This is a genomic window from Agrobacterium cavarae, assembly GCF_004310285.1.
Classification (GTDB): Bacteria; Pseudomonadota; Alphaproteobacteria; order Rhizobiales; family Rhizobiaceae; genus Agrobacterium; species Agrobacterium cavarae.
The window spans coordinates 65,938-78,343 of sequence record NZ_SISF01000028.1; the positions used below are offsets into that span (position 1 = coordinate 65,938).

At 58.5% G+C, this 12,406-nt stretch carries 15 protein-coding genes; 5 read left to right on the plus strand and 10 right to left on the minus strand.

Annotated features, from left to right (window positions below; genetic code table 11):
- Positions 1 to 83: 83 nt before the first annotated feature.
- Positions 84 to 911 carry an aldo/keto reductase gene (locus EYC79_RS09160; RefSeq protein WP_130977769.1) on the plus strand — a complete coding sequence of 276 codons (828 nt, stop codon included), beginning with the start codon at positions 84 to 86 and terminating at the stop codon, positions 909 to 911.
- Positions 912 to 1,015: 104 nt separating this feature from the next.
- On the opposite strand, the gene EYC79_RS09165 is transcribed toward EYC79_RS09160, so the two are convergent.
- The 3 genes from EYC79_RS09165 to EYC79_RS09175 all read right to left on the minus strand — a co-directional run bounded on the left by EYC79_RS09165 (position 1,016) and on the right by EYC79_RS09175 (position 3,312).
- Positions 1,016 to 1,627 carry a LysE family translocator gene (locus EYC79_RS09165; RefSeq protein ID WP_130977770.1) on the minus strand — a complete coding sequence of 204 codons (612 nt, stop codon included), beginning with the start codon at positions 1,625 to 1,627 and terminating at the stop codon, positions 1,016 to 1,018.
- Positions 1,628 to 1,703: 76 nt separating this feature from the next.
- A complete protein-coding gene (locus EYC79_RS09170) occupies positions 1,704 to 2,504 on the minus strand; it encodes an AraC family transcriptional regulator (protein ID WP_130977771.1) in 801 nt (266 codons plus the stop codon).
- Between the two features lie 49 nt (positions 2,505 to 2,553).
- Entirely contained in the window at positions 2,554 to 3,312 is a 759-nt protein-coding gene (locus tag EYC79_RS09175) for an SDR family oxidoreductase (protein WP_130977772.1), read from the minus strand.
- 103 nt (positions 3,313 to 3,415) lie between these two features.
- Here EYC79_RS09175 and EYC79_RS09180 point away from each other — a divergent pair, with 103 nt between their 5' ends.
- Positions 3,416 to 3,841 (plus strand): winged helix-turn-helix transcriptional regulator, encoded by a 426-nt coding sequence (locus EYC79_RS09180; RefSeq protein WP_116493940.1) that lies wholly within the window; start codon positions 3,416 to 3,418, stop codon positions 3,839 to 3,841.
- A gap of 56 nt (positions 3,842 to 3,897) precedes the next feature.
- Here the strand turns inward: EYC79_RS09180 and EYC79_RS09185 are convergent, their stop codons facing one another.
- Positions 3,898 to 4,290: a DUF937 domain-containing protein gene (locus EYC79_RS09185; RefSeq protein WP_130977773.1), complete on the minus strand. Its 393-nt coding sequence runs from the start codon at positions 4,288 to 4,290 to the stop codon at positions 3,898 to 3,900.
- Between the two features lie 213 nt (positions 4,291 to 4,503).
- On the opposite strand from EYC79_RS09185, the gene EYC79_RS09190 reads away from it, so the two are divergent.
- Both EYC79_RS09190 and EYC79_RS09195 read left to right on the plus strand, forming a co-directional pair.
- Positions 4,504 to 6,069: a helicase HerA-like C-terminal domain-containing protein gene (locus tag EYC79_RS09190; RefSeq protein ID WP_113176290.1), complete on the plus strand. Its 1,566-nt coding sequence runs from the start codon at positions 4,504 to 4,506 to the stop codon at positions 6,067 to 6,069.
- 212 nt (positions 6,070 to 6,281) lie between these two features.
- Positions 6,282 to 6,848 carry a GNAT family N-acetyltransferase gene (locus tag EYC79_RS09195; RefSeq protein ID WP_130977774.1) on the plus strand — a complete coding sequence of 189 codons (567 nt, stop codon included), beginning with the start codon at positions 6,282 to 6,284 and terminating at the stop codon, positions 6,846 to 6,848.
- 22 nt (positions 6,849 to 6,870) lie between these two features.
- Here EYC79_RS09195 and EYC79_RS09200 read toward each other — a convergent pair whose 3' ends face one another.
- From EYC79_RS09200 to EYC79_RS09210, 3 genes are all read right to left on the minus strand, one after another.
- A complete protein-coding gene (locus tag EYC79_RS09200; RefSeq protein ID WP_130977775.1) occupies positions 6,871 to 7,635 on the minus strand; it encodes an RES family NAD+ phosphorylase in 765 nt (254 codons plus the stop codon).
- Positions 7,595 to 7,975, minus strand: a complete 381-nt coding sequence (locus EYC79_RS09205) for an MbcA/ParS/Xre antitoxin family protein (RefSeq protein WP_113176293.1) — start codon at positions 7,973 to 7,975, stop codon at positions 7,595 to 7,597. Before EYC79_RS09205 ends, EYC79_RS09200 begins: the two co-directional genes overlap by 41 nt.
- 120 nt (positions 7,976 to 8,095) lie before the next feature.
- Positions 8,096 to 8,521 (minus strand): organic hydroperoxide resistance protein, encoded by a 426-nt coding sequence (locus EYC79_RS09210; protein ID WP_062425823.1) that lies wholly within the window; start codon positions 8,519 to 8,521, stop codon positions 8,096 to 8,098.
- Positions 8,522 to 8,872: 351 nt separating this feature from the next.
- Between EYC79_RS09210 and EYC79_RS09215 the strand changes: the two genes are divergently transcribed.
- Positions 8,873 to 9,319 (plus strand): MarR family winged helix-turn-helix transcriptional regulator, encoded by a 447-nt coding sequence (locus tag EYC79_RS09215; RefSeq protein WP_062425824.1) that lies wholly within the window; start codon positions 8,873 to 8,875, stop codon positions 9,317 to 9,319.
- A 144-nt stretch (positions 9,320 to 9,463) separates the two neighbouring features.
- Here EYC79_RS09215 and EYC79_RS09220 read toward each other — a convergent pair whose 3' ends face one another.
- The 3 genes from EYC79_RS09220 to EYC79_RS09230 form a co-directional block, all read right to left on the minus strand.
- Positions 9,464 to 10,201, minus strand: a complete 738-nt coding sequence (locus EYC79_RS09220) for a L,D-transpeptidase (protein WP_113272089.1) — start codon at positions 10,199 to 10,201, stop codon at positions 9,464 to 9,466.
- Between the two features lie 194 nt (positions 10,202 to 10,395).
- Positions 10,396 to 11,280, minus strand: coding sequence for a L,D-transpeptidase (locus EYC79_RS09225; RefSeq protein ID WP_062425825.1), 885 nt, complete (start codon positions 11,278 to 11,280; stop codon positions 10,396 to 10,398).
- 102 nt (positions 11,281 to 11,382) lie between these two features.
- A complete protein-coding gene (locus EYC79_RS09230) occupies positions 11,383 to 12,321 on the minus strand; it encodes an alpha/beta hydrolase family protein (RefSeq protein WP_130977776.1) in 939 nt (312 codons plus the stop codon).
- Between the last annotated feature and the right edge of the window lie 85 nt (positions 12,322 to 12,406).

The following is a 12,406-nucleotide window of genomic DNA, read 5'->3' on the forward strand; positions in this document are numbered from 1 at the left end:
AAATCACGTCCTCAGCACTTAGGGTGAGGACCCTTCTGCCCCGCGGACTGGCGGGGCTATCATCCGCAATGGAGACAAACACGATGCAAACAATCAACGCCAATGGCGCAAACATTCCTGCTCTCGGCTTCGGTACATTCCGCATGCCGGAAGAGGACGTCCACCGCATTCTGCCGCAGGCTCTGAAGCTGGGGTTCCGCCATGTGGACACGGCGCAGGTCTATAAGAACGAGGCGGCAGTCGGCGATGCTATCGCAAAGTCCGGCGTCTCGCGCGGCGACATCTTTCTCACCACCAAGGTGTGGGTCGATCAGTACAAGCATGATGACTTCATCCGCTCCGTGGATGAGAGCCTGACGAAGCTGAAGACGGACTATGTCGATCTGCTTCTTCTGCACTGGCCGAAAAGCGATGTGCCGCTGGCGGAGCGGATTGGCGCGCTGAACGAACTGCACAAGGCGGGCAAGGTGCGCAACATCGGCATCTCCAACTTCAACGTGGCGCTGATGGATGAATCGGTCCGACTCTCCGACGCTCCGATTGCCAACAACCAGATCGAGTACCACCCCTATCTCGACCAGACGAAGGTGATCGAGGCTGCCCGCAAGCACGGCATTTCGATCACCGCCTACTATCTGATGGCAGATGGCAAAGTGCCGAAGGATGAGGTGCTTCGTGATATCGGCGCCAAGCACGGCAAGACCGCTGCCCAGGTCGCGCTTCGCTGGGCCGTGCAGCAGCCGGACGTGATCGCCTTGTCCAAGACGGCGACGGAGAGCCGCCTTCCCGAGAACTTCGATATCTTCGACTTCGACCTGTCCGACGAGGAGATGAAGGCGATCTTCGCGTTGGCAAAGAAGGATGGACGCATCGTCAATCCCGGCCATCTGGCGCCGGACTGGGACGATTAAAGCGCCGTGCGTCCTGTTGGGCGCACAAAGGACGCTTCACCCTTTTTGAATCGACGCATCGGCTGAAAATCGAGTCCGGTTTTTGGGCCGATGCTGCAAGTCACTCAGCGCTGCACGAAGGCCAGTTTCAGGCCAAGTGCAACAAAGGCTGCGGCAAAACTTCGCCGCAGCCAGACAAGCACCGAAGGCCGCGAAACGATCTGGCGCCTGACAGACGCGGCAAAGCAGCCATAGACCACAAAAATTACAAATGTCATCGCCATGAAGACGAGACCAAGAGCGGTCATCTCGCGGGTCGATGATGAAGAGTCTGCCGCAACGAACTGCGGCAGGAAGGCAAAGAAGAAGATCGAGAGCTTTGGATTCAACAGGTTGATGAGGACAGCTTCGATCACGATGCGTACAGGCGTTCTTGCTGGCTGCGTCTCGTCGACGCGCAGAGCGCCATGTTCTTTCAGTGTGTTCCAAGCCATGTACAGCAGATAGGCCACCCCGGCATATTTGATGAGGGTGAATGCCGTCGCACTCGCATGGAGGATTGCAGCGAGCCCGGTGATCGCTGCCAGCAGATGCGGGACGGTGCCGAGTGTGCAGCCGAAGGCGGCAATTACGCTTGCGCGCGCGCCCTGCGTGAGACCGGCTGCCAGCGTGTAAACTACGCCTGTGCCGGGAGATGCCACGACGATGGCGGATGTGAGAAGAAATTCGAGTGTCATGAGGGCCTTCCTTGAAAGAAGGCGTCACTCTGCTGCGATTGGACAGATCGGTCTTGGACGAAATTGCAGGTTTCGATCAGGAGAGCGCATGCCGGTAGAGGGCGGGTGTCGTGCCGAAGTGCCGTACAAACACGCGGTTTAAGTGGCTTTGATCGCAAAAGCCGGACGCGAAGGCCGCTTCGGCGGGAGCCACGCCCTTTGCCAATGCTTGCCGCGCCAGATGCAGGCGGCTCTGCATCAGATAGCTATGCGGTGTCAGCCCCGTGAGGGAGGAGAAAGCGCGCAGAAAGCGGAAGCGGCTCATTCCCGCTACTGCCGAAAGTTCGGCGAGACCGAAGGGCGTCTGTGGTGCCTCGTCCATCATCTGCCTGACGCGGTACAGACCGGCGGTGGATGCCGCCTGATGACGCACAGCGCGGGGGCGTTCCAGCGTTTGCGACAACAGCAGAAGAAGGGCCTCCTCCCCCGGCAAAGCCGCCCGTTGCGACGTGATGGCTTGAAAAAGTGTACGGAAGCGATCGGCGAGCGGTCTCGGATCGACGGGATAGACGAACTCGAAATCGTGGCTATCGCGTTCGCGAATATCCGACAATGCGGCATGCACGATTTCGGGGTCGAGATAGAGCATCGTCCAGGCCCGCCCGCTTTCGCCAAGCGCTATGCCGTCATGCACCTCACCCGGATTGACGGTGATGACGCGCCCTGCCTCGGCTTCTACGATGCCGCGTCCGCTCGCCGATTTCTGCGCGCCACGTTCGATAACGCCAATGCCGAATTGATCATGCATGTGACGGGGAAAGCTGCGGTCGCTGTCAGCGATCACCGCAGCCACGCCCGGCATCGTCGTTTTCGGCATCGTGAACTGGTGTCTGCCCATAGACCCTGCGCCCCTATCAGGAGCGCAAGCCTATCACGGTCGATCCGGTTCAGGAATGCAGGCTGTTCACCATGCCGAAGACCTGATCGAAATTGCCGTTCTCGGCGGCAAATCGCAAAGGCTTGCAGCGCTCCACGATCACTTCCTTCGCATCAGGCCTGTTGGTCAGGATATCCATGACTTCCGCGATGAAGGCGTCAAGTGGCATGGCGCGCTCGTCCTTCGCCTGCTTTTCACCCTGCAGCGTTGTCTGCACATAGGGTGGTGCAATCTCGATCACCTCGACAGAGGTGTTCTTCAGCTGCTCGCGCAGCGCCATCGAATAGGCGTGGATGGCGGACTTGGTAGCGCTGTAGGTGGGCGTTGCTACCATGGGCACGAAAGCAAGGCCGGATGACACGGTGAGAACGGCAGCATTTTCCTTTTTGAGAAAATGCGAAAGCAGAGCCGCGGTCAATCGGATCGGGGCAAGCAGATTGGTGGCAATCGTTTCCTCCGCGATCTCCAGATAGTCCGGGGCCGCGGTGATGTCCTCGTTCTTCATGATGCCGGCATTGTTGATGACGACATTGAGATCCGGATGGTCGCGCGTCAGCGTTTCGGCAAAGGTCCGAATGTTCTCCGCCTTTGTCGCATCGAGCACGGCCGATACCATGCCGGGATTGGCGCTGGTCACTTCGTCCAGCGCGGACTGGCGTCGACCGGAAATGATGACCTTGTTGCCAAGTGCATGGAAGGCTTCGGCAAGCGCGCGGCCGATACCGGAACCACCACCGGTGATGAGTACTGTGTTTCCTGTCATCTTCATCTGGATATCCTCTCTTGTTGGATGAAACCAAGTTAGCTACGATACTCTCCAATCGAAAGTAGGCACCCAAAAGATTTATACTTACCCAAAGGAGAGCGTCGGAATGAAGAGGCATCTGGCAGATCCCGTCATCGAAGAGAAGCGCCTCCACCCGCCACCGGGAGAGACAGATCCCGTCATTGAGGCGCTGGTTCAGGACATCATCGCCAAAGTGGCGGACAAGTGGACGATGTTGATCCTTGAGGCTCTGGAAGAGCACGGGACGATGCGCTTCACGCAAATCGGCAAGGTCGTCGGCGAAATCAGTCAGAAGATGTTGACCAAGACGCTCCGGCAGATGGAGTGCGATGGGCTGGTGAAACGCACCGTGCACCCGGTCATCCCGCCACATGTGGATTACGGCCTGACGCATCTTGGCAAGACGTTGGGCAGCGCCTTTTGCGGCGTGTGGATATGGGCCGAGACGCATCATGCGGAAATAGAAAAGGCGCGGAAAGCCTTTGAAGAGCAATCACCACGCCTCAAATAATGGGCCTGAAATAATGGAAGCGCTTCCCATGGGAGCGCTTCAAATTGTCTGGCCGATCAGGCGAACTGGCTGAGGCCCGGTACGGACGCGATCACCTTGTCCACGACCTCGTCGCCGGCATGCTGGCGCGCAATCGAAATGGTGATCTTGGCGAGTGCAGAGATTTCACCCATGCCGAGGCCCTGGCTCATCAGCTGCTGGCCAAGACCCATGATGCCACCGCCACCAATGGCGCTCATCAGGCCGCCGAGCAGGCCACCGCCGCCTTGGCCTTCGCCATTGAAGCGAGCGACGAGATCCGGCCCGCCGGGGATCGATTCGATCATCTTGGCAACCGCCGCGTCATCGGCTTCGCGCTGGAGGAAACCCAGCATCATGCCGAGGGCCTTTTCCGCCTTATCCGGCGCAATGCCCACTCTATCTGCAACCTGGGTTACGATTTCGCTCATAAACTTCCTCCTGAATGCGAAATTACGTTCACGTCAACGTAAAACAATTGAAACACAGACTCAAGACCACGTAGCCCCTTGCAACAAAGGTTTTTCGATCCGCTCTTTTCAACCTTATCAAACAGTTGTTGAGGGCCAAAACAGTTCCTATAAGTATAGTGCGGAAATTAAAAACAGGGCGCCGCTGCCCGGATCATTGGGAAGGATCGCCATATGCTGCAGGACGGAAAGCTCTATATCGGCACGAGCCGCAACCCGGACGACAGCCTCAACAAGGGCGAATATCTCGACCTCCGCTTCGGCAACCGCCATGGGCTGATTACCGGCGCCACCGGCACGGGCAAGACCGTTTCCCTGCAGGTGCTGGCGGAAGGTTTCGCCAAAGCCGGCGTCCCGGTTTTCTGCGCCGATATCAAGGGCGATCTTTCCGGTATTGCCAAGCCCGGCGAAGCCAAGGACTGGGTGACGAAACGGGCTGAACAGATCGGTTTTTCCGACCTCTCCTTCGAGCAGTTTCCTGTCATTTTCTGGGATCTCTATGGCGAAAAGGGCCACCGTGTCCGCGCCACCATCGCCGAGATGGGCCCTCTCCTTCTTGCCCGGTTGATGGATGCCTCGGAAGCACAGGAAGGCGTTCTCAACATCGCCTTCAAGATCGCCGACCAGGGCGGCTTGCCGCTGCTCGATCTGAAGGATTTGCAGTCGCTATTGAATTATATGGGCGAGCACGCAAGCGAACTCTCCAGCCAGTTCGGTCTGATTTCAAAGTCCTCCGTCGGCTCGTTGCAACGCGGTCTGCTGGTGCTCGAACAGCAAGGCGCAGAGCACTTCTTCGGTGAGCCTGCGCTGAAAATTGCCGACATCATGCGCACCACCAGCGACGGGCGCGGGGTGATTTCGGTTCTCGCCGCCGACAAATTGATGATGAACCCGCGCCTCTACGGCACCTTCCTGCTGTGGATGCTTTCCGAACTCTTCGAAGAGCTGCCGGAAGTGGGCGATCCGGCCAAGCCGAAGCTCGTCTTCTTCTTCGATGAGGCGCATCTTCTCTTCAACGATGCGCCGCGCGTGCTGATCGAGCGCGTCGAACAGGTGGTCCGCCTCATCCGGTCCAAGGGCGTCGGCGTCTATTTCGTGACGCAGAACCCGCTCGATGTGCCGGAAACGGTTCTCGCACAGCTCGGCAACCGCGTGCAGCATGCGCTTCGCGCTTACACGCCGCGTGAGCAGAAAGCGGTAAAGACAGCCGCCGACACGTTCCGCCAAAATCCGGCCTTCAGCACGGCTGAGGCGATCACCACGCTCGGTACCGGCGAGGCGCTGGTCTCCACCCTGCAGGATAAGGGTGCACCCTCTATCGTGGAACGCACGCTGGTGCGTCCGCCGTCCGGTCGGGTCGGCCCCGTGACCGACGATGAGCGCCGTAGCCTCATGGCCTCCAGCCCGGTGGCCGGTCTTTACGACCAGAATATCGACCGCGAATCCGCTTTCGAAATTCTGGGCGAACGCGCCCGCAAAGCCGCCGAGACGGAAGCTGCCAAGCGTGCGGCAGAAGAGCAAGCAAGCGAGCAGCCCGACAGTGCCGCGGGGCGCTGGAAACTGCCGGGCTTTGGCGACGAGGAGCCGAAGCAGGCATCGACGACCGGCGGCAGCAGACGCACCAGCGGTTACCAGCGCGAAACGGTGATCGAGGCCGCGATGAAGAGTGCCGCTCGCTCCGTCGCAACATCCGTCGGACGCGCCTTGGTTCGCGGCATTCTGGGAAGCCTGCGCCGCTGATTTCGCTCTTCCCTTCCATCGACAAGTGAGGAAAACGCCGGGGTCCGCTTGTCTAAGCTCGCCCCGGCCACCAGATAGGTCGGGGCCTTTATTGCTTCCAAGCGGGTCGCGATCTTTCAGATTCGCGCCTTACACTTCAGTTTGTTTTTGTCGCATGTCGTTATCGCAAAACCGGTGCACGGTTTTGCGCGGACCATGCTCCAGGGAGACGCATGATCACGTCCATCTCACTGCCGGCAGAAACCGAGCGCCTTGTTCTTCGCCGTTTCGTACCTGCCGATTTCAGCGCCTATGCCGATTATCACAGCCGTTCTGAGGTCTATCGGTTTCTCTATGCAGACGCGCCAAGCGGCGATGCGTTGAGGACGCAATTCGATACCGTCCTCTCGGCCCCGTTCGGCAAGGACGGCGATGTTCTGCGGCTGGCGGTGACGCGCCGCGACGATGACGCGCTCCTCGGTGAAGTTCTTCTGAAGATCGCCAGCACGGAGGCGTTGCAGGCGGAGGTCGGCTATATCTTCAACCCGGCTTATGCGGGCAAAGGTTACGCCACGGAAGCGGTGCGTGCCATGATCGAGCTCGGCTTTACAGACCTCGGCTATCACCGGATTTTCGCGAGACTGGATGCACATAACCAAGGCTCGATCGGCATTGTCGAGCGGTTGAAGATGCGCAAAGAGGCCCACCTCATTCAGAATGACCGCTTCAACGGGTTGTGGGGCGATGAGTTCATCTACGCCATTCTCAAATCGGAATGGAATGGACTTGCGTCGAGATAATTGAAGCGATCCTCATTGCGGGTCAGACCTTCAGAAGTCTAGCAATTCGCGGATCGGCGGAGAAATCGCTCAAGGAAAAGCCGATACGCTGGACCGGCTGCTCGCACAGCGCCTGTATGCCCATTTTCGACAGGCGAATGCGCCAGCTGGAGCGAGCCACTGGACGCTTCGACTTGAAGCCGAGTGGCGCCAACAGAGCGATGTTCTTGCCTTTTCCAGGATCGCGCACCGAGCGATAGAGGATGGCCTGAAGGTCCGCCTCGCGCGCCGCATCTGCCAAAGCCTGGCATGGTGCGTAATCGTTGAGGTCGGTCCAGAGAGAATCATCGCGCGACAGCGCAGGCCTGGTCAAATCGATTGCCGCATCTGTCTGAATGTCGGCGGCAAAGGCGGTATACTCCGCCGCATTGACGGGCATGGGCGTTGCAGGTGACTCGACGTAAAACAGCAAGCGGTAGAAAGCCATTTCGGCCAGCGCTGTCTCTATTTTCTTGGCGGCATAAAAGACGCCTTTGGTAAAGCCAGCTCGACGGAAGCGGGAGCCGTAGGGATAGGCAGAATCATAGCGGAAGGGTGTTGCCAGCAGATAATCGAGGCCTGCGCATTCCGGCGGAAAGCGCCGCTTGCTGCTTTCCAGAATGTCTTCAAGCAGAGATTGCTCATCAACGGTATCGACGAGCTTCATGGTCGATACACGGTGCTGCGCCTCGACGAGGCGCCACCAGCGTCCTGATGACGGGCGGTTTTCAGAGCGGAGCGCGTCTGGCGTCCAGGTAGGAGAGGACATCGAGCAATCCGGTGATTGAGGTGAGTTTTTCGGCAGGCACGCCCGCGAGCGCGTCATTGTGGTTTTGAAGCCAGGCACGCGAGACTATGTCATCCCCGCCGACGATGGCATCGAGCGAGCGGAAAACACGGATCAGAAGCACGGCAAGTTCGAACGGCTTGCTGCCAGGCTCTAAACAAAAATCCTGCCTCTTCATCCTCGATACAGTGGGCGCGGAAATGCCGAGAATATCGGAAAGGCGTGCTGCGGTTAGGCCAAGTCGCTCCGACGCCGCGAGAGCGGCTTTCGTGATGACCCTTCCCTCTTGGGAGGCCGCCGTCGGCTTGAGCTGAATGTTCATCGCCAAATCCTTTCCTGAGAAAGAATATAACGGATCTCTTTCAGAAAACAAGAACGGCCGGTTGGGGGCAACCGGCCGCTCGAGTAGACGCCACCAGCTGAACGGTGGCAGTCAAAACCTTTATTCAACCGAAACTGGTACTTCCGTGGAGGTGCGCAGAGCGTGCGAATATGGGCAGACGATGTGTGCCTTCTTCACGAGATCTTCCGCGGTCGCCTTGTCGAGGCCTGGGATGTTGACCTTGAGCGACACGTCGATGCCGAAACCGCCACCATCTTCGCGTGGGCCGACGCCAACGCTTGCCGTCACGGCCGTATCATCGGGCAGCTTCACCTTTTCCTTGCCAGCGACAACGCGCAGAGCGCCGAGGAAGCAGGCAGAGTAACCGGTTGCGAAAAGCTGCTCTGGGTTCGTGCCGTGAGCACCATTACCACCGAGTTCCTTTGGAACCGTCAAGGTTACGTCCAAAACACCGTCTTCGGTCTTGGAATTGCCTTCACGTCCGCCACCGGTTGCGGTCGCCTTGGTTGTGTAAAGAATTGGCATGTCATGTACTCCCTTGGTTTGCGTTGGGTATCTTGTAGCGCGTTATTCAATTGCGCGCAATACAATTTTGCGCATTGAAAAATTTTCTTTGGTCTGCGATAAGGTTAATAAGATTGCTCGGCCTTCGCATGCAGCAGGAACCGAGTGACGGGATAAAATGTTCCCTAGAGCGCTTCCATGCCGCGCGGAATTGCTTCGCCGGAACGGAATTTCGCAGAATGGAAAAACATCGGCGGTCGATCTCCAAGAGATGGACGCCAAGTATGCTTCTATTCTGGCGAAACTCTTTCCGATGAAGACTGTCCGAGCAGCAAGAGAGCGCTTCAACAGCGCATTTTGGAGCTCACACGAATGGACGACGGGACAATGGAAGGCCTTTTAAGGCTGGACGTGCAGATATGTTTCGCGCTTTACGGCGCAGCCCATGCGTTTACGCGGGCTTACAAGCCATTGCTGGAGCCGCTTGGCCTCACATACCCGCAATATCTGGTAATGATGGCGCTGTGGGAGGAAGACAACGCCACGGTGAAGGCGCTGGGCGAAATGCTCGGCCTCGACTCAGGCACCCTATCCCCTCTCCTGAAACGGCTGGAACAGGCAGGTCTCATCACCCGCAAGCGTGGCAAGCAGGACGAGCGGCAGGTCGTGATCAGCCTGACGCCGGAGGGCGCCGACATGAAGAAGAAGGCAGTGCACGTCATGCGCTCCATCGGCGAAGCGACAGGATGCAGCCTGGAAGAGCTCGGGCAAATTCGGGATCGGTTGAATTCTTTGAAGGACAATCTGGCGCGGGCGTAATGTCGATCACCCCGCCCCTCGTCGCAGCACCTTTTCGCCATTCAAGCTGGCGAAGACGGGAACAGGCCTGTGCTGTTGCAGGACATGTATGCACCACCCTCAAAGCCGAAGCATGAGGGTGGTGGATCATCGAAACGAGCCGGCTTACTGCCAGACGACCACACGCGCCTTGTTCGGAACGCGGTCATAAAGGTCGATAATGTCCTGGTTCATCAGGCGAACGCAGCCAGACGACACGGCCTTACCGATGGAGTTCCACTCCGGCGAACCATGCAGACGATAGAGCGTGTCCTTGCCATTTTGGAAAATGTAGAGCGCGCGTGCACCGAGTGGGTTTTTCAGGCCAGGCTCCATGCCGCCATTCCTGGCGGAATATTTGACCAGTTCCGGCTGACGCGCCACCATCTCATCCGGCGGCGTCCACTTCGGCCATTTCTGGCGCCACTGAATGACGCCCTCGCCCGACCAGGCAAAGCCTTCGCGACCGATGCCAACGCCATAACGCATCGCCGTACCGCCTGGCTCCACCACATAGAGGAAGCGCGAGCGCGTATCGACGACGACCGTTCCCGGACGCTCGCCTGTCGGGTCCACGACCCGCTGGCGGTAATAGCGGCGATCGATTTTCTGATACGGCACTGCCGGGATAACGAAACCGCCATCCTCAACCGTGCCATACATCACCGCCAGCTCAGCGTCCGAAATACCGGAGGAGAACATTTGGCGGAAATCATTGGCAACACCACCGGCGAAACCGAGCGGCTGCGTGCTGTCATAGGGGCCGACACCGGATGATGCACAACCCGCCAACAGCGACGCGGAAGAAAGGCCCAGAAGGGAAAGGAAAGTCCGTCTTGAAAGATCTGTGTCGGTGCTCATCATAAGTCCGGTTTTCTCACATCGGAGGCGAAGAGGGAGGCACTGTACCGAAGCGTGCAGAGCCTGCCTTTCAATCTCGCCGTACGTCGTTTGTTCCACGTTACATCAGCTATTGCTATAGTGGTTAAGACATACTGAAAACCAGTTGCAGCCTTGCAACATTCGCACCGACGGGATGCTTTTAACGATCGTCGTGTTCACATCACCACAATCGGTGCGCCCTGCGGCACGCGATCATAAAGATCGATCACATCCTGATTGAGCATTCTGACGCAACCGGACGAGGTTGCCTTGCCGACCGATTGCCAGTCCGGCGTTCCATGCACACGGTAAAGCGTGTCCTTGCCGTCCTTGAAAATGTAAAGAGCCCGCGCACCGAGCGGGTTGTTCAGACCGGGGACCATGCCGCCGCGCGCCGCCGAGATCGACGCGAGCTCCGGTTGTCGCTGCACCATTTCATCGGGTGGCGTCCAGCGCGGCCATTTGGCCTTCCACTGGATGGCGCCCCGCCCTGACCAGGCATAGCCCGATCGTCCAAGCCCGACACCGTAGCGAACCGCCTTGCCGCCCGGCTGAACCAAGTACAGGAAATGCTGTCTCGTATCGACGACGATGGTGCCCGGCGCTTCCGCCGTCTGGTAGCTGACCTCCTGACGCAAAAACCGCGGATCGATGCGACTATAGGGAATGGCGGGCAGCGTATGGCCGTCATCCGACAGCACATCATACATGGCGCGATGAAGCGGATTGGAGACCGGCAGGCCGTATCCCATCGTCCTGTCGCGATAGGCAGGCGACAGCGCCGGCCCAGGGCGTGCCGTCGTTGGCGGGCCGTAAAGCTGCTGGAATTGGGATCGGAAAAGATCCGGCGGTCGGCTGTTGATCGAGCCTGGTGTCTGCGGCAGCGGCTCGCGCGGGATCGAGCCGACATTGTTGTAATTGAAGACGGGTGCTGTCTCCTTCACGAAGACATCGGCGTTCATGCGACTGGTGTCGGTGATGAACAGGCAACCGCTCACAAGCGGGGCTGTCATCAAAACGCAGGCAAATCGGCGGAGGGTCTTCAGGGCAAATACAATCATCGAACCGCTTCAAGATAGATCACTGGCGGCACAATGACTCGCGCGGCTGGCGCGAGGCTGGATAGATGGGTGATGACGGTGCCGTGCTACCCGCGCATAACTTCAGACGAAATTGTTGAAGAAGCGGATGCTCTCGTCCACCGCATGCGGCACGACGCCATTATGCGTGCCGGGCAGCAGCCTGTGGCTGATTTTGGTACCCACGGACGTTGCGCGTTCAACGAGAAGCTTATGATCAGCATCGAAAGGTCGCTCCTCAGTGCCGCGCAGCAACAGGGTCGGGCATTTGAGGCTATGCCCGAAACAGACCGAGGAGCGCATAATGAACTCCTGCTGATTGCTCTCGTCGAAACACAGTTCATCCGTATAGCGGTTGAAGTAGCGCCAGGAGTTGACACCCGCGGAGACCGGTACGGCTGCGCGGAATTTCCGCGTCATCGCCGCGAGCAAGGAGAGCGTGCCGCCATTGGAGTGACCGGCCAGGAAGAAGCGATCCTTGTCGATGCCAGGCAGGTTTTCGAGAAACTCGGCGGCGGATAGCGCATCTGAGGTCTCGTCATAGAAGCCGGAGTAATATCCCTTCTGGCCGTTTTCGCCGCGGAAGGATGGCAGCATCACCACAAAGCCTGCCTCCCAGTAAGGCTTCATCAATGCCCAGTGACCATCACCGGTCGCGTTGCCTCCATGGAGGAAAAGAACGGCAGGCTTGAGCTTCTTCTCCGGAACATATTCCGACAACCAGGCAACAAGCTCTATGGAGCCGTTCGGCCCACCCGGATATGTGACGCGCCGTGCACCGGGTGGTGTGCCGAGCGGCTCGGATTTTTCAGGCGCAGACATTTTGCGCAGCAGGTGCGTTTGAAATCTTTCGCGCGCCCTGGCGTAGTCCTCATTTTCCAGCGGCAGGACTGGCGGCAGATCCACTTCAGAATGCGCGCCTTTCGGCATCAGAGCCGCTGCACCCAGCCCGAATGTACCCGCCAGCAAGGCGCGGCGTGTGGGGGAAAAAGGAAAAATCTTATCCATGCGCTTGTCTGTCATGTGGGAATCCGATCAGCGTTGCACAGCACAATTTCAGCACCGGAATGTCCAATTGTCTACTTAATGTTTCTCTTTAATACCGTCA

Excerpts from the sequence above, each read along its gene's own strand:
- EYC79_RS09225 (WP_062425825.1), bottom strand. The coding sequence starts at position 11,280 with ATGATTGTATTTGCCCTGAAGACCCTCCGCCGATTTGCCTGCGTTTTG.
- EYC79_RS09165 (WP_130977770.1), bottom strand. The coding sequence starts at position 1,627 with ATGACACTCGAATTTCTTCTCACATCCGCCATCGTCGTGGCATCTCCC.
- EYC79_RS09200 (WP_130977775.1), bottom strand. The coding sequence starts at position 7,635 with ATGTCCTCTCCTACCTGGACGCCAGACGCGCTCCGCTCTGAAAACCGC.
- EYC79_RS09230 (WP_130977776.1), bottom strand. The coding sequence starts at position 12,321 with ATGACAGACAAGCGCATGGATAAGATTTTTCCTTTTTCCCCCACACGC.
- EYC79_RS09215 (WP_062425824.1), top strand. The coding sequence starts at position 8,873 with ATGGACGACGGGACAATGGAAGGCCTTTTAAGGCTGGACGTGCAGATA.
- EYC79_RS09205 (WP_113176293.1), bottom strand. The coding sequence starts at position 7,975 with ATGAACATTCAGCTCAAGCCGACGGCGGCCTCCCAAGAGGGAAGGGTC.
- EYC79_RS09190 (WP_113176290.1), top strand. The coding sequence starts at position 4,504 with ATGCTGCAGGACGGAAAGCTCTATATCGGCACGAGCCGCAACCCGGAC.
- EYC79_RS09170 (WP_130977771.1), bottom strand. The coding sequence starts at position 2,504 with ATGGGCAGACACCAGTTCACGATGCCGAAAACGACGATGCCGGGCGTG.
- EYC79_RS09185 (WP_130977773.1), bottom strand. The coding sequence starts at position 4,290 with ATGAGCGAAATCGTAACCCAGGTTGCAGATAGAGTGGGCATTGCGCCG.
- EYC79_RS09180 (WP_116493940.1), top strand. The coding sequence starts at position 3,416 with ATGAAGAGGCATCTGGCAGATCCCGTCATCGAAGAGAAGCGCCTCCAC.
- EYC79_RS09210 (WP_062425823.1), bottom strand. The coding sequence starts at position 8,521 with ATGCCAATTCTTTACACAACCAAGGCGACCGCAACCGGTGGCGGACGT.
- EYC79_RS09220 (WP_113272089.1), bottom strand. The coding sequence starts at position 10,201 with ATGATGAGCACCGACACAGATCTTTCAAGACGGACTTTCCTTTCCCTT.
- EYC79_RS09160 (WP_130977769.1), top strand. The coding sequence starts at position 84 with ATGCAAACAATCAACGCCAATGGCGCAAACATTCCTGCTCTCGGCTTC.
- EYC79_RS09195 (WP_130977774.1), top strand. The coding sequence starts at position 6,282 with ATGATCACGTCCATCTCACTGCCGGCAGAAACCGAGCGCCTTGTTCTT.
- EYC79_RS09175 (WP_130977772.1), bottom strand. The coding sequence starts at position 3,312 with ATGAAGATGACAGGAAACACAGTACTCATCACCGGTGGTGGTTCCGGT.